At 52.8% G+C, this 20,114-nt stretch carries 15 protein-coding genes and 4 tRNA genes; 15 read left to right on the forward strand and 4 right to left on the reverse strand.

The features are described 5' to 3' along the window. The first annotated feature begins 10 nt into the window (after positions 1-10). Both dppD and dppF read left to right on the forward strand, forming a co-directional pair. Positions 11-994: a dipeptide ABC transporter ATP-binding protein gene (gene dppD / locus ELK40_RS01725; RefSeq protein ID WP_008502772.1), complete on the forward strand. Its 984-nt coding sequence runs from the start codon at positions 11-13 to the stop codon at positions 992-994. After that, positions 991-2,004 carry a dipeptide ABC transporter ATP-binding subunit DppF gene (dppF, locus tag ELK40_RS01730; RefSeq protein ID WP_032644494.1) on the forward strand — a complete coding sequence of 338 codons (1,014 nt, stop codon included), beginning with the start codon at positions 991-993 and terminating at the stop codon, positions 2,002-2,004. The genes dppD and dppF overlap by 4 nt, the downstream gene beginning before the upstream one ends. A gap of 43 nt (positions 2,005-2,047) precedes the next feature. Here the strand turns inward: dppF and coaA are convergent, their stop codons facing one another. Further along, positions 2,048-2,998 (reverse strand): type I pantothenate kinase, encoded by a 951-nt coding sequence (gene coaA / locus ELK40_RS01735; RefSeq protein ID WP_063145380.1) that lies wholly within the window; start codon positions 2,996-2,998, stop codon positions 2,048-2,050. A gap of 317 nt (positions 2,999-3,315) precedes the next feature. Here coaA and ELK40_RS01740 point away from each other — a divergent pair. From ELK40_RS01740 to rpoC, 13 genes are all read left to right on the forward strand, one after another. Further along, positions 3,316-3,391, forward strand: a tRNA-Thr gene (locus ELK40_RS01740). Between the two features lie 8 nt (positions 3,392-3,399). Continuing rightward, positions 3,400-3,484 (forward strand) — tRNA-Tyr (locus ELK40_RS01745). 117 nt (positions 3,485-3,601) lie between these two features. Next, positions 3,602-3,676 (forward strand) — tRNA-Gly (locus ELK40_RS01750). Positions 3,677-3,682: 6 nt separating this feature from the next. After that, positions 3,683-3,758: transfer RNA gene (locus ELK40_RS01755), tRNA-Thr, on the forward strand. 118 nt (positions 3,759-3,876) lie between these two features. After that, the gene (gene tuf / locus ELK40_RS01760) at positions 3,877-5,061 is read left to right on the forward strand and encodes an elongation factor Tu (protein ID WP_023309456.1); all 1,185 of its coding nucleotides are present in this window, start codon (positions 3,877-3,879) and stop codon (positions 5,059-5,061) included. 228 nt (positions 5,062-5,289) lie between these two features. Then, positions 5,290-5,673 (forward strand): preprotein translocase subunit SecE, encoded by a 384-nt coding sequence (gene secE, locus ELK40_RS01765; RefSeq protein ID WP_014068449.1) that lies wholly within the window; start codon positions 5,290-5,292, stop codon positions 5,671-5,673. A gap of 1 nt (position 5,674) precedes the next feature. Then, positions 5,675-6,220, forward strand: a complete 546-nt coding sequence (gene nusG, locus ELK40_RS01770) for a transcription termination/antitermination protein NusG (RefSeq protein ID WP_002438628.1) — start codon at positions 5,675-5,677, stop codon at positions 6,218-6,220. 156 nt (positions 6,221-6,376) lie between these two features. After that, positions 6,377-6,805: a 50S ribosomal protein L11 gene (gene rplK / locus ELK40_RS01775; protein WP_008503452.1), complete on the forward strand. Its 429-nt coding sequence runs from the start codon at positions 6,377-6,379 to the stop codon at positions 6,803-6,805. A 3-nt stretch (positions 6,806-6,808) separates the two neighbouring features. Then, positions 6,809-7,513: a 50S ribosomal protein L1 gene (rplA, locus tag ELK40_RS01780; protein WP_006810530.1), complete on the forward strand. Its 705-nt coding sequence runs from the start codon at positions 6,809-6,811 to the stop codon at positions 7,511-7,513. A gap of 291 nt (positions 7,514-7,804) precedes the next feature. Beyond that, positions 7,805-8,302 (forward strand): 50S ribosomal protein L10, encoded by a 498-nt coding sequence (gene rplJ / locus ELK40_RS01785; RefSeq protein WP_003862338.1) that lies wholly within the window; start codon positions 7,805-7,807, stop codon positions 8,300-8,302. 66 nt (positions 8,303-8,368) lie between these two features. Continuing rightward, positions 8,369-8,734 (forward strand): 50S ribosomal protein L7/L12, encoded by a 366-nt coding sequence (rplL, locus tag ELK40_RS01790; RefSeq protein ID WP_002445276.1) that lies wholly within the window; start codon positions 8,369-8,371, stop codon positions 8,732-8,734. A 319-nt stretch (positions 8,735-9,053) separates the two neighbouring features. After that, the gene (gene rpoB, locus ELK40_RS01795; RefSeq protein WP_032644498.1) at positions 9,054-13,082 is read left to right on the forward strand and encodes a DNA-directed RNA polymerase subunit beta; all 4,029 of its coding nucleotides are present in this window, start codon (positions 9,054-9,056) and stop codon (positions 13,080-13,082) included. Between the two features lie 76 nt (positions 13,083-13,158). After that, positions 13,159-17,382 carry a DNA-directed RNA polymerase subunit beta' gene (rpoC, locus tag ELK40_RS01800; RefSeq protein WP_023309968.1) on the forward strand — a complete coding sequence of 1,408 codons (4,224 nt, stop codon included), beginning with the start codon at positions 13,159-13,161 and terminating at the stop codon, positions 17,380-17,382. Between the two features lie 58 nt (positions 17,383-17,440). Here the strand turns inward: rpoC and ELK40_RS01805 are convergent, their stop codons facing one another. The 3 genes from ELK40_RS01805 to ELK40_RS01815 all read right to left on the reverse strand — a co-directional run bounded on the left by ELK40_RS01805 (position 17,441) and on the right by ELK40_RS01815 (position 19,788). Further along, positions 17,441-17,758 (reverse strand): PTS lactose/cellobiose transporter subunit IIA, encoded by a 318-nt coding sequence (locus ELK40_RS01805; protein ID WP_008503455.1) that lies wholly within the window; start codon positions 17,756-17,758, stop codon positions 17,441-17,443. Then, entirely contained in the window at positions 17,758-18,066 is a 309-nt protein-coding gene (locus tag ELK40_RS01810; RefSeq protein ID WP_023334100.1) for a PTS sugar transporter subunit IIB, read from the reverse strand. The genes ELK40_RS01805 and ELK40_RS01810 overlap by 1 nt, the downstream gene beginning before the upstream one ends. A 180-nt stretch (positions 18,067-18,246) precedes the next feature. Further along, complete coding sequence (locus ELK40_RS01815) at positions 18,247-19,788, reverse strand: sensor domain-containing diguanylate cyclase (protein WP_127729196.1); 1,542 nt, start codon at positions 19,786-19,788, stop codon at positions 18,247-18,249. Between the last annotated feature and the right edge of the window lie 326 nt (positions 19,789-20,114).

Genomic DNA, 20,114 nt, shown 5'->3' on the forward strand with positions numbered 1-20,114 from the left:
GAGGCACGAGATGGCGTTATTAAATGTAGATAAATTATCGGTGCACTTCGGCGACGAAGGCACCCCGTTTCGCGCCGTGGACCGCATCAGCTACAGCGTAAATCAGGGCGAAGTGGTAGGCATTGTCGGGGAATCCGGTTCCGGTAAGTCGGTGAGTTCACTGGCGATCATGGGGCTGATTGATTACCCGGGCCGCGTGATGGCGGAAAACCTACAGTTCAACGGTCAGGATCTGAAGCGCATTTCTGAAAAACAGCGCCGCCAGCTGGTGGGCGCCGAAGTGGCGATGATTTTCCAGGATCCCATGACCAGCCTTAACCCCTGCTACACCGTTGGTTTCCAGATTATGGAAGCGATTAAGGTGCATCAGGGTGGGAATAAGAAAACCCGTCGCCAGCGCGCGATCGATCTGCTGAACCAGGTAGGTATTCCTGACCCGGCATCGCGCCTGGACGTTTACCCGCATCAGCTCTCCGGTGGGATGAGCCAGCGCGTGATGATCGCGATGGCGATTGCCTGTCGGCCAAAGCTGCTGATTGCGGATGAACCGACGACGGCGCTGGATGTGACTATTCAGGCACAAATCATCGAACTGCTGCTGGAGCTGCAGCAGAAAGAGAATATGGCGCTGGTGCTGATTACGCACGATCTGGCGCTGGTGGCCGAAGCCGCGCACAAAATCATCGTGATGTATGCGGGCCAGGTGGTTGAGACCGGAAATTCTCACGATATCTTCCGCGCGCCGCGTCACCCGTATACCCAGGCGCTTTTACGCGCGCTGCCGGAGTTTGCTCAGGACAAAGCGCGTCTGGCGTCGCTGCCGGGTGTGGTGCCGGGTAAATATGACCGTCCGCAGGGCTGTCTGCTCAATCCGCGCTGTCCATATGCGACGGACAAATGCCGGGCGGAGGAGCCAGAACTGAACCAGCTGGCTGATGGTCGTCAGTCGAAATGCCACTACCCACTCGATGATGCCGGGAGGCCAACACTATGAGTACGCAACAGGCCACCACGCAACAGCCGCTGTTGCAGGCCATCGACCTGAAAAAATACTACCCGGTGAAGAAGGGACTGTTTGCCCCTGAACGCCTGGTAAAAGCGCTGGACGGCGTCTCCTTTAACCTCGAACGCGGTAAAACGCTGGCGGTGGTGGGAGAGTCAGGCTGCGGGAAATCCACGCTGGGCCGTCTGCTGACGATGATTGAAGTGCCGACCGGCGGTGAGCTCTATTATCAGGGGCAAGATCTACTCAAGCACGATCCGCAGGCGCAGAAGCTGCGTCGCCAGAAAATCCAGATTGTGTTCCAGAACCCGTATGGTTCGCTGAACCCGCGTAAAAAAGTGGGACAGATTCTGGAAGAGCCGCTGCTGATCAACAGTAATCTGAGCAAAGAGCAGCGCCGTGAAAAAGCGCTGGCGATGATGGCGAAGGTCGGCCTCAAAACCGAGCATTACGATCGCTATCCGCACATGTTCTCCGGTGGCCAGCGTCAGCGTATTGCTATCGCGCGCGGGCTGATGCTCGATCCGGACGTGGTGATTGCCGATGAGCCGGTCTCCGCGCTCGACGTATCCGTACGTGCGCAGGTGCTGAACCTGATGATGGATCTGCAGCAGGAGCTGGGGCTGTCTTACGTGTTCATCTCCCATGACCTGTCGGTAGTGGAGCACATTGCTGATGAAGTGATGGTGATGTACCTGGGGCGCTGCGTGGAGAAGGGGACCAAAGACCAGATCTTTAATAATCCTCGTCACCCGTATACCCAGGCGCTGCTGTCTGCGACACCGCGTCTGAACCCGGACGATCGTCGTGAGCGTATTAAGCTGACGGGTGAACTGCCAAGTCCGCTGAATCCGCCTCCGGGATGTGCATTCAACGCCCGCTGCAGCCGCCGCTTTGGCCCGTGCACCCAGCTCCAGCCGCAGCTGAAGGATTATGGCGGCCAGCTGGTTGCCTGCTTTGCGGTCGATCAGGATGAAAATGGCGAAAAGCCACACGCATAACGAAAAAAACCGGCGCTAAGCCGGTTTTTTTATGTCTGATTGATTATTTCCGCAGGCGAATCTGGTCGACGGCGTGCTTCTCGCTCTTGGTGAGGATCAGGCTCGCACGCTCGCGCGTCGGCAGGATGTTCTCTTTGAGGTTCACGTAGTTGATCTCATTCCATAGCCCCGTCGCCACATTGATCGCTTCTTCTTCAGAAAGCTGAGCATAGTGGTGGAAATAGGAATCCGGATCGGTGAACGCCCCTTCACGGAACTTCAGGAAGCGATTGATGTACCAGTTTTGCAGCAGGTCTTCCGGCGCATCGACATAGATAGAGAAATCGACGAAATCCGAGACGAATACGTGATGCGGGTCGTGAGGATAGTCCATGCCGCTTTGCAGCACGTTCAGACCTTCCAGAATGAGAATGTCTGGCTGAACCACCGTTTTATCCCCACCCGGAATGCGATCGTAGATCAGGTGCGAATAGACTGGCGCGGTGACGTTTGGGGCACCAGATTTAAGGTCGGAAACGAATTTCACCAGACGGTGCATATCATAAGAGAGCGGGAAGCCCTTCTTCTTCATCAGCCCGCGTTCTTTTAACACCTCGTTCGGGTGCAGAAAACCGTCGGTGGTGATCAGCTCCACGCTGCGGTGTTCCGGCCAGCGGCTCAACAGCGCCTGCAGGACGCGCGCGGTGGTACTTTTACCCACGGCCACGCTGCCTGCGATACTAATGATATAAGGAATGCGTTGACCGTTCGTCCCGAGAAACTGCTCCAGCACGGCCTGACGACGCAGGTTTGAGCTGATATAGAAGTTAAGCAAGCGAGAGAGGGGGAGATAAATTTCTGCCACCTCTTCCAGGGACAGATCTTCGTTTATCCCTTTTAACCGTGCGATTTCACCTTCCGTCAGCGTCATAGGGACGGAATCACGCAGGGCAGCCCACTGGCTGCGGTTAAAGTGAAGATAAGGCGTCATTAACGTTTGCTCTTTTTTGCTCATAAGCATGCTTCAGCGAGCCAGCACCACACTGCCGGATCGTGGCTCATCACACAGTTAATTTTGGACAATGGGCAGGAGGTTAACACCAGATGACGGGAATAATAAGAAAAAAGATGGAAAGCGCTGCGTTACGCGGAAGCCGTCACGCTACGGTGAATACGGTGCAAATCACGATGATATGTTGAATATTTGACCTCAAATGGCTACTTTTACAGCGTCCGATACGCTGTTCGCATAAAATGTGAGCGAAAGAACGTTTTATGCAAATTTTTAGTTGCATGACCGCGCAGGTATCCATAGAATGCGCGCTACTTGATGCCGACTTAGCTCAGTAGGTAGAGCAACTGACTTGTAATCAGTAGGTCACCAGTTCGATTCCGGTAGTCGGCACCATCAAGTCCGGTGGGGTTCCCGAGCGGCCAAAGGGAGCAGACTGTAAATCTGCCGTCACAGACTTCGAAGGTTCGAATCCTTCCCCCACCACCACTTTCTGGCAGCGTAAATGCCGCCGGAGCTGGTTGGAAAAATTAGCCAGCTCAAACTGAAAAAGAGAGAAATCTCTTTTTTTGTTACAGAAAGAACTGGGTAGCCGAGTTTCAGGATGCGGGCATCGTATAATGGCTATTACCTCAGCCTTCCAAGCTGATGATGCGGGTTCGATTCCCGCTGCCCGCTCCAATACGTGCTGATATGGCTCAGTTGGTAGAGCGCACCCTTGGTAAGGGTGAGGTCCCCAGTTCGACTCTGGGTATCAGCACCACTTCACTTCTCCTTCCCGTTTCTCTCTGTTTCAATTTTACTGTATTCAACAATTCAGGCATTTCGCCTGGTTGATGTGGTGATATCACCGATTTATCCGTGTCTTAGAGGGACAATCGATGTCTAAAGAAAAGTTTGAACGTACAAAACCGCACGTTAACGTCGGTACTATCGGCCACGTTGACCATGGTAAAACAACGCTGACCGCTGCAATCACTACCGTTCTGGCAAAAACCTACGGTGGTTCTGCTCGTGCATTCGACCAGATCGATAACGCACCAGAAGAAAAAGCTCGTGGTATCACCATCAACACCTCTCACGTTGAGTACGACACCCCGACTCGTCACTACGCACACGTAGACTGCCCAGGCCACGCCGACTATGTTAAAAACATGATCACCGGTGCTGCGCAGATGGACGGCGCGATCCTGGTTGTTGCTGCGACTGACGGCCCAATGCCTCAGACTCGTGAGCACATCCTGCTGGGTCGTCAGGTAGGCGTTCCTTTCATCATCGTGTTCCTGAACAAGTGCGACATGGTTGATGACGAAGAGCTGCTGGAACTGGTTGAGATGGAAGTTCGTGAACTGCTGTCTCAGTACGATTTCCCAGGCGACGATACTCCAATCGTCCGTGGTTCTGCTCTGAAAGCGCTGGAAGGCGACGCAGAGTGGGAAGCGAAAATCATCGAACTGGCTGGCTTCCTGGATTCTTACATCCCAGAACCAGAGCGTGCGATTGACAAGCCATTCCTGCTGCCAATCGAAGACGTATTCTCCATCTCCGGTCGTGGTACCGTTGTTACCGGTCGTGTAGAGCGCGGTATCATCAAAGTTGGCGAAGAAGTTGAAATCGTTGGTATCAAAGAGACTGCGAAGTCTACCTGTACTGGCGTTGAAATGTTCCGCAAACTGCTGGACGAAGGCCGTGCTGGTGAGAACGTTGGTGTTCTGCTGCGTGGTATCAAACGTGAAGAAATCGAACGTGGTCAGGTTCTGGCGAAGCCAGGCTCAATCAAGCCACACACCAAGTTCGAATCTGAAGTGTACATTCTGTCCAAAGACGAAGGCGGCCGTCATACTCCGTTCTTCAAAGGCTACCGTCCACAGTTCTACTTCCGTACAACTGACGTGACCGGTACCATCGAACTGCCAGAAGGCGTTGAGATGGTAATGCCAGGCGACAACATCAAGATGGTTGTGACTCTGATCCACCCAATCGCGATGGACGACGGTCTGCGTTTCGCAATCCGTGAAGGTGGCCGTACCGTTGGCGCGGGCGTGGTTGCTAAAGTTCTCGGCTAATCGCTGATAACATTTGACGCAATGCGCATGAAAAGGGCATCATTTGATGCCCTTTTTGCACGCTTTCACATCAGAACCTGGCTCATCAGTGATTATTTTTGTCATAATCATTGCTGAGACAGGCTCTGCAGAGAGCGTATAATCCATAAAGGGATTAGCGTTTCGATTTGGCTCGCCTCGCAATCGCGGGGTGAAATTATTTGTAGAATTCTTCTGACAGGTTGGTTTATGAGTGCGAATACCGAAGCTCAAGGGAGCGGGCGCGGCCTGGAAGCGATGAAGTGGGTCGCTGTTGCCGTGCTGCTGATTGTGGCAATCGTTGGCAACTATCTTTATCGTGACATGATGCTGCCGCTCCGCGCGCTGGCAGTGGTGATTCTGATTGCTGCAGCGGGCGGTGTCGCGCTGTTGACGACTAAGGGTAAAGCGACCGTTGCTTTCGCTCGTGAAGCACGTACCGAAGTCCGCAAGGTCATTTGGCCGACTCGCCAGGAAACATTGCACACCACGCTGATCGTGGCTGCAGTGACTGCGGTAATGTCACTGATCCTGTGGGGACTGGATGGTATTCTGGTTCGCCTGGTTTCCTTTATTACTGGCCTGAGGTTCTAAGATGTCTGAAGCCCCTAAAAAGCGTTGGTACGTCGTTCAGGCGTTTTCCGGTTTTGAAGGCCGCGTAGCAACGTCGCTGCGTGAGCATATCAAATTACACAACATGGAAGAGTTATTTGGCGAAGTTATGGTTCCGACCGAAGAAGTGGTTGAGATCCGTGGCGGCCAACGTCGCAAAAGCGAGCGTAAATTCTTCCCGGGTTACGTGCTGGTTCAGATGGTGATGAACGATGCGAGCTGGCACCTGGTGCGCAGCGTACCGCGCGTGATGGGCTTTATCGGCGGCACGTCTGACCGTCCGGCGCCAATCAGCGATAAAGAAGTTGATGCGATTATGAACCGCCTGCAGCAGGTGGGTGATAAGCCGCGTCCGAAAACGCTGTTTGAACCGGGTGAAATGGTTCGTGTTAGCGACGGTCCGTTTGCTGACTTTAATGGCGTCGTTGAAGAAGTGGACTACGAGAAGTCCCGCCTGAAAGTTTCTGTTTCTATCTTCGGTCGTGCGACCCCGGTAGAACTGGACTTTGCGCAGGTCGAAAAAGCCTAAGCAGCGATCAAAAAAGCGGCGATTTAATCGTTGCACAGGGCGCGAGATTGGAATACAATTTCGCGCCTTTTGTTTTTATGGGCCCCGGCCCGTAAAACGAATTTTATTCACGGGGAGCCTCCCTGAGGCGCTATCACCCAATCAGAGGATTTTAGAATGGCTAAGAAAGTACAAGCCTACGTCAAGCTGCAGGTTGCAGCTGGTATGGCGAACCCAAGTCCACCAGTTGGTCCAGCTCTGGGTCAGCAGGGTGTGAACATCATGGAATTCTGTAAAGCGTTCAACGCAAAAACTGAATCCCTGGAAAAAGGTCTGCCAATCCCAGTCGTAATCACTGTTTACGCTGACCGTTCTTTCACTTTCGTTACCAAAACCCCTCCAGCAGCTGTTCTGCTGAAGAAAGCGGCTGGTATCAAGTCTGGTTCCGGTAAACCGAACAAAGACAAAGTGGGTAAAATTTCCCGCGCTCAGCTGCAGGAAATCGCGCAGACCAAAGCTGCCGACATGACTGGTGCCGACATTGAAGCGATGACTCGCTCAATCGAAGGTACTGCACGTTCCATGGGCCTGGTAGTGGAGGACTAAGAAATGGCTAAACTGACCAAGCGCATGTCCGTGATCCGTGACAAAGTTGATGCGACCAAACAGTACGACATCAACGAAGCTATCGCTCTGCTGAAAGAACTGGCAACTGCTAAGTTCGTTGAAAGCGTTGACGTTGCCGTTAACCTGGGCATCGACGCGCGTAAATCCGATCAGAACGTTCGTGGCGCAACTGTACTGCCACATGGTACTGGCCGTTCCGTTCGCGTAGCTGTATTTGCTCAGGGTGCAAACGCTGAAGCTGCTAAAGCTGCCGGCGCTGAACTGGTAGGTATGGAAGACCTGGCTGATCAGATCAAGAAAGGCGAAATGAACTTTGACGTTGTTATTGCTTCTCCAGATGCAATGCGCGTTGTTGGCCAGCTGGGCCAGGTTCTGGGTCCACGCGGCCTGATGCCAAACCCGAAAGTTGGTACTGTAACCCCTAACGTTGCTGAAGCGGTTAAGAACGCTAAAGCAGGTCAGGTTCGTTATCGTAACGACAAAAACGGCATCATCCACACCACCATCGGTAAAGTGGACTTTGACGCTGACAAACTGAAAGAAAACCTGGAAGCTCTGCTGGTTGCGCTGAAAAAAGCGAAACCAACTCAGGCGAAAGGCGTGTACATCAAGAAAGTTAGCATCTCCACCACTATGGGTGCAGGTGTTGCAGTTGACCAGGCTGGCCTGAGCGCTGCTGCAAACTAATGCCTTTACGTGGGCGGTGATTTTGTCTACAATCTTACCCCCACGTTTGCTAACAAAAGTTAGCGGCTAAAAGATTTGTTCGTTGGAGCCTGGCCTAATCCAGGCCTCCGTCGAAGACCGCAGGTGTTTCGCAAGAGACTTAATCCCCTGCGTAGACGGTGACAGAACGCTAAGATTATTTTTGGATACTCTGGCTTGTTTCTGCTCACCGTATTAAGACGCTCTTTCCGTTGGGGAGAGTGAAGTGAGTTCCGGAACATGAGTTCCGGCAAACATCCAGGAGCAAAGCTAATGGCTTTAAATCTTCAAGACAAACAAGCGATTGTTGCTGAAGTCAGCGAAGTAGCCAAAGGCGCGCTGTCTGCAGTAGTTGCGGATTCCCGTGGCGTTACTGTAGACAAAATGACTGAACTGCGTAAAGCAGGTCGTGAAGCTGGCGTATACATGCGTGTTGTTCGTAACACCCTGCTGCGCCGCGTAGTTGAAGGTACTCAGTTCGAGTGCCTGAAAGACACGTTTGTTGGTCCGACCCTGATTGCATACTCTATGGAACACCCGGGCGCTGCTGCTCGTCTGTTCAAAGAGTTCGCGAAAGCGAATGCAAAATTTGAGGTCAAAGCTGCAGCCTTTGAAGGTGAGTTGATCCCGGCATCGCAAATCGATCGCCTGGCAACCCTGCCGACCTACGAAGAAGCAATTGCACGCCTGATGGCAACCATGAAAGAAGCTGCGGCTGGCAAACTGGTTCGCACTCTGGCTGCTGTACGCGATGCGAAAGAAGCTGCTTAATCGCAGTTATCTTTATAAAGCATTTGCTTACGTATAAACTTATTCTGATTTTCAGGAACAATTTAAATGTCTATCACTAAAGATCAAATCATTGAAGCAGTAGCAGCTATGTCCGTAATGGACGTTGTAGAGCTGGTTTCTGCAATGGAAGAAAAATTCGGTGTTTCTGCTGCTGCTGCTGTAGCTGTAGCTGCGGGCCCGGCTGAAGCTGCTGAAGAAAAAACTGAATTCGACGTAATTCTGAAAGCTGCTGGCGCTAACAAAGTTGCTGTTATCAAAGCAGTACGTGGCGCAACTGGCCTGGGTCTGAAAGAAGCTAAAGACCTGGTAGAATCTGCTCCAGCTGCGCTGAAAGAAGGCGTGAGCAAAGACGACGCAGAAGCACTGAAAAAATCTCTGGAAGAAGCTGGCGCTGAAGTTGAAGTTAAATAAGCCAACTTTTCTGGTTGCAGCCTGAGTAATTAGGCTGATGGCTGGTGACTTTTTAGTCACCAGCCTTTTTGCGCTGTAAGGCATCAGTAGCATTTCACACTGTTTGACTGCTGATTGTCCTGACAATGCATGTTTCTATCGACGACTTAATATATTGCGACAGGGTGCTCGCTCTGTGTAAATCGCGACGAAATGATTTAAGCGTGATAGCAACAGGTATTGCGGAAAGTATTCAATTTTCCGGTCCACAAAATGGTGTTGCACAAACTGTCCCTTCGTCGGACAGATGGGTCGACTTGTCAGCGAGCTGAGGAACCCTATGGTTTACTCCTATACCGAGAAAAAACGTATTCGTAAGGATTTTGGTAAACGTCCACAAGTTCTGGACATTCCATATCTCCTTTCTATCCAGCTTGACTCGTTCCAGAAGTTTATCGAGCAAGATCCTGAAGGGCAGTACGGTCTGGAAGCAGCCTTCCGCTCCGTGTTCCCGATTCAGAGCTATAGCGGTAACTCCGAGCTGCAGTACGTCAGCTACCGCCTTGGCGAACCGGTGTTTGACGTTCAGGAATGTCAGATCCGTGGCGTGACCTATTCCGCACCGCTGCGCGTAAAACTGCGTCTGGTGATCTACGAGCGCGAAGCTCCGGAAGGCACCGTAAAAGACATTAAAGAACAAGAAGTCTACATGGGTGAAATTCCACTCATGACAGACAACGGTACTTTCGTAATCAACGGTACTGAGCGTGTTATCGTTTCCCAGCTGCATCGTAGCCCGGGCGTCTTCTTCGACAGCGATAAAGGTAAAACACACTCTTCCGGTAAAGTACTGTATAACGCACGCATCATTCCTTACCGTGGTTCATGGCTGGACTTTGAGTTCGATCCGAAAGACAACCTGTTTGTCCGTATCGACCGTCGTCGTAAGCTGCCTGCAACCATCATTCTGCGTGCACTGAACTATACCACTGAGCAGATCCTGGACCTGTTCTTTGAGAAAGTGATCTTTGAAATCCGCGACAACAAGCTGCAGATGGAGCTGGTGCCGGAACGTCTGCGTGGTGAGACCGCGTCGTTCGACATCGAAGCCGACGGCAAAGTGTATGTGGAAAAAGGTCGCCGTATCACCGCGCGCCACATCCGCCAGCTGGAAAAAGATGATATCAAACACATCGAAGTTCCGGTTGAATACATTGCAGGAAAAGTAGCCGCGAAAGATTACGTTGATGAATCAACTGGCGAGCTGATCTGCCCGGCGAACATGGAGCTGAGCCTGGATCTGCTGGCTAAGCTGAGCCAGTCTGGCCACAAACGTATCGAAACGCTGTTCACCAACGATCTGGACCACGGTGCGTATATCTCTGAGACTATTCGCGTCGACCCAACCACCGATCGTCTGAGCGCGCTGGTAGAAATCTACCGCATGATGCGTCCTGGTGAGCCACCAACTCGCGAAGCGGCGGAAAGTCTGTTCGAGAACCTGTTCTTCTCCGAAGACCGCTACGATCTGTCTGCGGTTGGTCGTATGAAGTTCAACCGTTCTCTGCTGCGCGACGAAATCGAAGGTTCCGGTATCCTGAGCAAAGACGACATCATCGAAGTGATGAAGAAGCTCATCGATATCCGTAACGGTAAAGGCGAAGTGGACGATATCGACCACCTCGGCAACCGTCGTATCCGTTCCGTAGGCGAAATGGCGGAAAACCAGTTCCGCGTTGGCCTGGTACGCGTAGAGCGTGCGGTGAAAGAGCGTCTGTCTCTGGGCGATCTGGATACCCTGATGCCTCAGGATATGATCAACGCCAAGCCGATTTCTGCAGCAGTGAAAGAGTTCTTCGGTTCAAGCCAGCTGTCTCAGTTCATGGACCAGAACAACCCGCTGTCTGAGATTACGCACAAACGTCGTATCTCTGCACTCGGCCCAGGCGGTCTGACCCGTGAACGTGCAGGCTTTGAAGTTCGAGACGTACACCCGACGCACTACGGTCGCGTATGTCCAATAGAAACGCCTGAAGGTCCAAACATCGGTCTGATCAACTCCCTGTCCGTGTACGCACAGACTAACGAATACGGTTTCCTTGAGACCCCGTACCGTAAAGTGACCGACGGTGTTGTAACCGATGAAATTCATTACCTGTCTGCTATTGAAGAAGGTAACTACGTTATCGCTCAGGCGAACTCCAACCTGGATGACGAAGGCCACTTTGTAGAAGATCTGGTTACCTGCCGTAGCAAAGGCGAATCCAGCTTGTTCAGCCGCGACCAGGTTGACTACATGGACGTATCCACCCAGCAGGTGGTATCCGTCGGTGCGTCCCTGATCCCGTTCCTGGAACACGATGACGCCAACCGTGCATTGATGGGTGCGAACATGCAACGTCAGGCCGTTCCAACTCTGCGCGCTGATAAGCCGCTGGTTGGTACCGGTATGGAGCGTGCTGTTGCCGTTGACTCCGGTGTTACTGCAGTTGCTAAACGTGGCGGTACTGTTCAGTACGTCGATGCATCCCGTATCGTTATCAAAGTTAACGAAGACGAGATGTATCCGGGCGAAGCAGGTATCGACATTTATAACCTGACCAAATACACCCGTTCTAACCAGAACACCTGTATCAACCAGATGCCTTGCGTGTCTCTGGGTGAGCCAGTTGAGCGCGGCGACGTGCTGGCAGACGGTCCGTCCACCGACCTCGGTGAACTGGCGCTCGGTCAGAACATGCGCGTAGCGTTCATGCCGTGGAACGGTTACAACTTCGAAGACTCCATCCTCGTCTCCGAGCGTGTGGTTCAGGAAGATCGTTTCACCACCATCCATATTCAGGAGCTGGCATGTGTGTCCCGTGACACCAAGCTGGGGCCAGAAGAGATCACCGCTGACATCCCTAACGTGGGTGAAGCTGCGCTCTCCAAACTGGATGAATCCGGTATCGTTTACATCGGTGCTGAAGTGACCGGCGGCGACATTCTGGTTGGTAAGGTTACGCCTAAAGGTGAAACCCAGCTGACGCCAGAAGAGAAACTGCTGCGTGCAATCTTCGGTGAGAAAGCGTCTGACGTTAAAGACTCTTCTCTGCGCGTACCAAACGGTGTTTCCGGTACGGTAATCGACGTTCAGGTCTTCACCCGTGACGGCGTTGAGAAAGATAAGCGTGCGCTGGAAATCGAAGAGATGCAGCTCAAACAGGCTAAGAAAGACCTGTCTGAAGAACTGCAGATCCTCGAAGCGGGTCTGTTCAGCCGTATCTATGCGGTGCTGGTTGCCGGTGGCGTTGAAGCTGAGAAGCTCGACAAACTGCCACGCGATCGCTGGCTGGAACTGGGCCTGACCGACGAAGAGAAACAAAATCAGCTGGAACAGCTGGCTGAGCAGTATGACGAACTGAAACACGAGTTCGAGAAAAAACTCGAAGCGAAACGCCGCAAAATCACTCAGGGCGACGATCTGGCACCTGGCGTGCTGAAGATTGTTAAGGTGTATCTGGCTGTTAAACGTCAGATCCAGCCTGGTGATAAGATGGCAGGTCGTCACGGTAACAAGGGTGTTATCTCTAAGATCAACCCGATCGAAGATATGCCGCACGATGCTAACGGTACGCCGGTAGATATCGTACTGAACCCGCTGGGCGTACCGTCTCGTATGAACATTGGTCAGATCCTGGAAACTCACCTGGGTATGGCTGCGAAAGGCATCGGCGATAAGATTAACGCCATGCTGAAACAGCAGCAGGAAGTCGCGAAACTGCGCGAATTCATCCAGCGTGCCTACGATCTGGGTACCGACGTGCGTCAGAAAGTCGACCTGAACACCTTCAGCGATGAAGAAGTGCTGCGTCTGGCAGAGAACCTGCGCAAAGGTATGCCAATTGCAACGCCGGTATTCGACGGTGCAAAAGAAGCTGAAATTAAAGAGCTGCTGCAACTGGGTGGTCTGCCAACGTCTGGTCAGATTACGCTGTTTGACGGCCGTACTGGTGAACAGTTCGAACGTCCGGTAACCGTAGGTTACATGTACATGCTGAAACTGAACCACCTGGTCGACGACAAGATGCACGCTCGTTCTACCGGTTCTTACAGCCTGGTTACTCAGCAGCCGCTGGGTGGTAAGGCACAGTTCGGTGGTCAGCGCTTCGGGGAGATGGAAGTGTGGGCGCTGGAAGCATACGGCGCGGCATACACCCTGCAGGAAATGCTCACCGTTAAGTCTGATGACGTGAACGGTCGTACCAAGATGTATAAAAACATCGTGGACGGCAACCATCAGATGGAGCCGGGCATGCCAGAATCCTTCAACGTACTGTTGAAAGAGATTCGTTCGCTGGGTATCAACATCGAACTGGAAGACGAGTAATTCTCGCTCAAACAGGTCACTGGTGCCGGGTTAACCCCCGGCACCAGATTGTGCTAACTCCGACGGGAGCAAATCCGTGAAAGATTTATTAAAGTTTCTGAAAGCGCAGACTAAAACCGAAGAGTTTGATGCGATCAAAATTGCTCTGGCTTCGCCAGACATGATCCGTTCATGGTCTTTCGGTGAAGTTAAAAAGCCGGAAACCATCAACTACCGTACGTTCAAACCTGAGCGTGACGGCCTTTTCTGTGCGCGTATTTTCGGGCCAGTAAAAGATTACGAGTGCCTGTGCGGTAAGTACAAGCGCCTGAAACACCGTGGTGTGATCTGTGAGAAGTGCGGCGTTGAAGTGACCCAGACCAAAGTGCGTCGTGAGCGCATGGGCCACATCGAGCTGGCGTCTCCGACCGCTCACATCTGGTTCCTGAAATCTCTGCCGTCCCGTATCGGTCTGCTGCTGGATATGCCGCTGCGCGATATCGAACGTGTTCTGTACTTCGAATCTTATGTGGTTATCGAAGGCGGGATGACGAACCTGGAACGTCATCAGATCCTGACTGAAGAGCAGTATCTGGACGCGCTGGAAGAGTTCGGTGACGAATTCGACGCGAAGATGGGTGCGGAAGCTATTCAGGCCCTGCTGAAGAGCATGGATCTGGAGCAAGAGTGCGAGCAGCTGCGTGAAGAGCTGAACGAAACCAACTCCGAAACCAAACGAAAAAAGCTGACCAAGCGTATCAAACTGCTGGAAGCGTTCGTTCAGTCTGGTAACAAACCAGAGTGGATGATCCTGACTGTTCTGCCGGTTCTGCCGCCAGATCTGCGTCCACTGGTTCCGCTGGATGGTGGTCGTTTCGCAACGTCCGATCTGAACGATCTGTATCGTCGCGTTATCAACCGTAACAACCGTCTGAAACGTCTGCTGGATCTGGCTGCGCCGGACATCATCGTACGCAACGAAAAACGTATGCTGCAGGAAGCGGTAGATGCCCTGCTGGATAACGGTCGTCGAGGTCGTGCGATCACCGGTTCTAACAAACGTCCTCTGAAATCTTTGGCCGACATGATCAAAGGTAAACAGGGTCGTTTCCGTCAGAACCTGCTCGGTAAGCGTGTTGACTACTCCGGTCGTTCTGTAATCACCGTAGGTCCATACCTGCGTCTGCATCAGTGCGGTCTGCCGAAGAAAATGGCACTGGAGCTGTTCAAACCGTTCATCTACGGCAAGCTGGAACTGCGTGGCCTCGCCACCACCATCAAAGCCGCTAAGAAAATGGTTGAGCGTGAAGAAGCTGTCGTTTGGGATATCCTGGACGAAGTTATCCGCGAACACCCGGTACTGCTGAACCGTGCACCAACTCTGCACCGTTTGGGTATCCAGGCATTTGAGCCAGTCCTGATCGAAGGTAAAGCTATCCAGCTGCACCCGCTGGTTTGTGCGGCCTATAACGCCGACTTCGATGGTGACCAGATGGCTGTTCACGTACCGCTGACGCTGGAAGCCCAGCTCGAAGCGCGTGCGCTGATGATGTCTACCAACAACATCCTGTCCCCAGCGAACGGTGAACCAATTATCGTTCCTTCTCAGGACGTTGTACTGGGTCTGTACTACATGACCCGTGACTGTGTTAACGCCAAAGGCGAAGGCATGGTGCTGACTGGTCCGAAAGAAGCTGAGCGTATTTATCGCGCTGGCCTGGCCTCTCTACATGCGCGCGTTAAAGTGCGTATCACCGAATACGAAAAAGATGAAAACGGCGAATTCGTTGCGAAAACCAGCCTGAAAGACACGACCGTTGGCCGTGCCATTCTGTGGATGATCGTACCGAAAGGTCTGCCTTTCTCCATCGTCAACCAGGCGCTGGGCAAGAAAGCGATCTCCAAAATGCTGAACACCTGTTACCGCATTCTGGGTCTGAAGCCGACCGTTATCTTCGCTGACCAGACAATGTATACCGGCTTTGCTTACGCAGCGCGTTCAGGTGCATCTGTTGGTATCGATGACATGGTCATCCCAGAGAAGAAACATGAGATCATCTCTGAAGCGGAAGCCGAAGTTGCTGAGATCCAGGAGCAGTTCCAGTCTGGTCTGGTTACCGCGGGCGAACGCTATAACAAAGTTATCGATATCTGGGCAGCGGCGAACGATCGTGTATCCAAAGCGATGATGGATAACCTGCAGACCGAAACCGTGATTAACCGTGACGGCGTAGAAGAGCAGCAGGTTTCCTTCAACAGCATCTACATGATGGCCGACTCCGGTGCGCGTGGTTCCGCAGCACAGATTCGTCAGCTGGCAGGTATGCGTGGTCTGATGGCGAAGCCAGATGGCTCCATCATCGAAACGCCAATCACCGCGAACTTCCGTGAAGGTCTGAACGTACTCCAGTACTTCATCTCCACGCACGGTGCTCGTAAGGGTCTGGCGGATACCGCACTGAAAACTGCGAACTCCGGTTATCTGACGCGTCGTCTGGTTGACGTTGCGCAGGATCTGGTTGTGACCGAAGACGATTGTGGCACCCTCGAAGGTATCACCATGACCCCGGTTATCGAGGGCGGTGATGTTAAAGAGCCACTGCGCGATCGCGTTCTGGGTCGTGTAACCGCGGAAGACATTCTGAAGCCGGGTACTGCAGACATTCTGGTTCCACGCAACACGCTGCTGCACGAGCACTGGTGTGACCTGCTGGAAGCGAACTCTGTTGACTCCGTGAAAGTACGTTCCGTTGTATCCTGTGACACCGACTTTGGTGTATGTGCGCACTGCTATGGTCGTGACCTGGCGCGTGGCCACATCATCAACAAAGGTGAAGCAATCGGCGTTATCGCGGCACAGTCCATCGGTGAGCCGGGTACACAGCTGACGATGCGTACGTTCCACATCGGTGGTGCGGCATCTCGTGCGGCTGCTGAATCCAGCATCCAGGTGAAAAACAAAGGTAGCATCAAGCTCAGCAACGCGAAGTCAGTTGTTAACTCCGCTGGCAAGCTGGTTGTGACCTCTCGTAACACCGAGCTGAAGCTGATCGACGAATTCGGTCGTACCAAAGAGAGCTATAAAGTGCCTTACGGTGCGGTTATGGCGAAAGGTGATGGCGAGCAGGTTGCCGGCGGTGAAACCGTTGCAAACTGGGATCCACACACCATGCCGGTTATCACCGAAGTAAGTGGTTTCATCCGCTTCACTGACATGATCGACGGCCAGACCATTACTCGTCAGACGGACGAGCTGACCGGTCTGTCTTCTCTGGTGGTTCTGGATTCTGCTGAACGTACTACCGGTGGTAAAGATCTGCGTCCTGCACTGAAAATCGTTGATGCTCAGGGTAACGACGTTCTGATCCCGGGTACCGACATGCCTGCGCAGTACTTCCTGCCGGGTAAAGCGATCGTTCAGCTGGAAGATGGCATTCAGATCGGTGCGGGTGATGCTCTGGCGCGTATTCCACAGGAATCCAGCGGTACCAAGGATATCACCGGTGGTCTGCCACGCGTTGCGGACCTGTTCGAAGCACGTCGTCCGAAAGAGCCTGCAATCCTGGCTGAAATCAGCGGTATCATCTCCTTCGGTAAAGAGACCAAAGGGAAGCGCCGTCTGGTTATCACTCCAGTAGATGGCAGCGAACCGTATGAAGAGATGATTCCTAAGTGGCGTCAGCTCAACGTGTTCGAAGGTGAACGTGTAGAACGTGGTGACGTGGTTTCCGATGGTCCAGAAGCTCCGCACGACATTCTGCGTCTTCGTGGCGTACACGCAGTAACGCGTTACATCACCAACGAAGTACAGGACGTTTACCGTCTGCAGGGCGTTAAGATTAACGATAAGCACATCGAAGTTATCGTTCGTCAGATGCTGCGTAAAGCAACCATCGAAAACGCAGGAAGCTCCGAGTTCCTGGAAGGCGAGCAGGTTGAATACTCACGCGTCAAGATCGCTAACCGCGAACTGGAAGCGAACGGCAAAATCGGTGCGACCTTCTCGCGCGATCTGCTGGGTATCACCAAAGCGTCTCTGGCAACCGAGTCCTTCATCTCTGCAGCATCGTTCCAGGAAACGACTCGTGTCCTGACCGAAGCCGCTGTTGCAGGTAAACGTGATGAACTGCGCGGTCTGAAAGAGAACGTCATCGTGGGTCGTCTGATCCCGGCTGGTACCGGTTATGCGTACCATCAGGATCGTATGCGTCGTCGTGCTGCGGGCGAACTGCCAGCTGCACCGCAGGTGACTGCTGAAGATGCATCCGCGAGCCTGGCAGAACTGCTGAACGCAGGTCTGGGCGGTTCCGACAACGAGTAATCGTTGATGCCGTAAATAAAAAACCCGCCTCGGCGGGTTTTTTTACATCTGCATGTATTCAATTCACCAACGGGATCCGACGATAAAGCTCAATCATATCGCCCGCCAGATCCTGAATGACCATGGCGTTCATCAGGTGATCCTGCGAGTGGACGGTGATCAGGTTAACCGGAAGCTTCCCGGTCCCCTCATCAAGACCGATAAGCTGCGTCTGGATCGTGTGCGCATGCTTCACATATTCGCGCGACTCTTCCATCGCTTTTTCTGCTTCGTCAAACTCACCTTTACGCGCCATCTGTAACGCCGTCAGGGCCGCACTGCGCGCCGCGCCTGCGTTGACCAGCAGTTCCATAATCGTGGTTTCTAAGTCTTCCATTATGACTCCAGAAGTTTGAGCGCTTTTTCTAGGACGGCATCCCCTTTCATCATGCCGTAATCCATCATGTCGATCACCGCGACCTTTTTACCCAGCGGCTCGGCCTGCGCCTGAAGTTTAGCCTGCTCGTATTTAACCTGTGGCCCCAGCAATACGATGTCGGCCGTCGCGATGTTGTCTTTAAACTCCGCAACCGGAACGGCTTTAATGGTGACTTCAACTCCTTTTTTCTGCGCGGCGTCTTTCATACGTTGAACCAGCATGCTGGTTGACATTCCCGCTGCACAGCATAAAACGATGTTCTTCATAATCAGCCTCGATCTACATGTGTTTATTGATAATTATCCCGTGCAGACCGCTTCAACAACCGCTTTACCGCGATTGTGTGTCAGGCATCACAAAGAAACCGGTGATTTTCTGAAACCGGTTACAATTTTGCATTGTCGGGCACCCGGCCCGTGGAAACGGGCAGGGTGAAAGAGGCAGGATTAGCTGATGGACGTTCGGTTAATGCGGTTTTTGCCCTGCTGTTTGGCGCTGTAGAGGGCATTATCAACGCTCCCGACAAATTGCTCCAGCGGTTCAAAATGCCACTCTCCAAGACCGCCGCTGAACGTAACCCGCAGGTTTTCTTCCCGCCAGACGCGCTTTTCAACGGCGGTACGCCACGCTTCCAGCAATGAGAGCGCGGAAGACATCTGCTCAGCCTGGAAGATTACCGCGAACTCTTCTCCACCATAACGGTAAATTGAGACGTGATGTGGCTGCATGATCTGAATCCCTTCGCGAGCCACGTTACGCAGAACAATATCACCGGTCAGGTGGCCCAGCGTGTCGTTAATTGACTTGAAGTTATCAATGTCTACCAGCGCCATCGCGAAAGGCTGCTGGGCATTCAGCAGCTCCGCGACATCGCTGTCGAACGCGCGGCGGTTTTTACAGCCCGTCAGCGCATCGTGAGTGGCCTGGCGAACATACGCCATTTCACGCTCTTTGTTGGACTGAATCGTGTGGCTCAGCATCGCTTCCAGGCGCGGCGCCTCGCTAACATCGCCAGTTTTGATGGCATTGATAATGTGCATCAGCACTGAACGCGAGGCGTGGCGGAGGTATAAGCCGAAGAGGATGATGATGATGGCGGCCAGCGCAAACCCCCAGCCAACGATTGTTGTTTCGTGACGGGTAATATCTGTGAGCGTCTCGCCAGAGACCCGGTAGATGACAAACCAGTCCGGGTTGGTAAACGAGTAGTAGTAATACCAGGCGTTGCTTTTCTTGTCGTAAAGATGACCTTCGCCGCTGGTCATTTTGTCCATCAGCGCTTCGCTCACGTACTGTTTGAACAGCGCGCCGGTATCCGGATGCAGCACCACGGCACCATCGCGTTCGACGACGAAGAATTCCCCCTGAACGGGCGCCACCATCTGGCGCAGGGTGAAGCCCATAGACGTCAAATCGAGATGGAAAGCGAGCGTTCCCTTCAGTCTCCCTTCAGGCGAAATCAAAGGCTTATAGAGTGTTACCGTCGGATGGCCAGTGAAGTAGTCCATGTAGGGACGGGTGTAGTGACTGATGATACTGGCTTCCGCCTGAGCGACGAACCACGGGCGTGTCCGGGGATCGAAGGTTTTACTCGTCTCCGTGGGGAGCACCTCTGGTGCGCGAAGATAATGCCCCTGCGTGTCCGCCAGCGAGATGGAGGAGACGGTCGGCATCAGGTTCTGCAAATGCATCATCATCTGCAGCCCTTGCGTCGGGTTGACGTTGAGCGTCTCGTTTAGCCTGTCGTCGCGGGCAAAGTACATCGCGGAACGGCCCAGGATATAGTCGTTTTCACGCAGGATAGATTCGGTGTAGTTCACCGCCAGGTTATGCGTGAAGTTGCTATTGATCTTATGATAATCCTCAAGAAAATCCTTTCGTTGCGAAAGCGTTACTGCGATCGCGATCACCGCAAAACTGCAGAGGATCCCCGCAAAGCTGAGCATGATTGGCCGTGTAAAAGAGAGCTTTTTGCTGTGAAGTGCCATGAGCTGTACATCGTTCCTGATGGTGAATATTTTTCGTCTGCCGATATCCTCTCAGCATAGTCGCTGTCCTGCGGTTAGCGGTGAATTATACGGCGCACGATTTCTGACGAGATGATTTATCTTAAGAATCATTAAGAAAATACTTATTCATTTGCCGGGGGCAGTTTGTGAAATGAATCAGAGGCAGGGCGAAACGAGGAAGAAGCTTTTCGCCCCGGTCAGCATCCGTTGCTGACCTTGTGACAATAAAAAACCGGACGATCGATGACAATCATCCGGTTTTGCCTTTTCGTAGCGTCTCGACAAATTTCTATAATGTTGCTGTG

Source organism: Enterobacter sp. N18-03635, assembly GCF_004006055.1.
Taxonomy (GTDB): Bacteria; Pseudomonadota; Gammaproteobacteria; order Enterobacterales; family Enterobacteriaceae; genus Enterobacter; species Enterobacter vonholyi.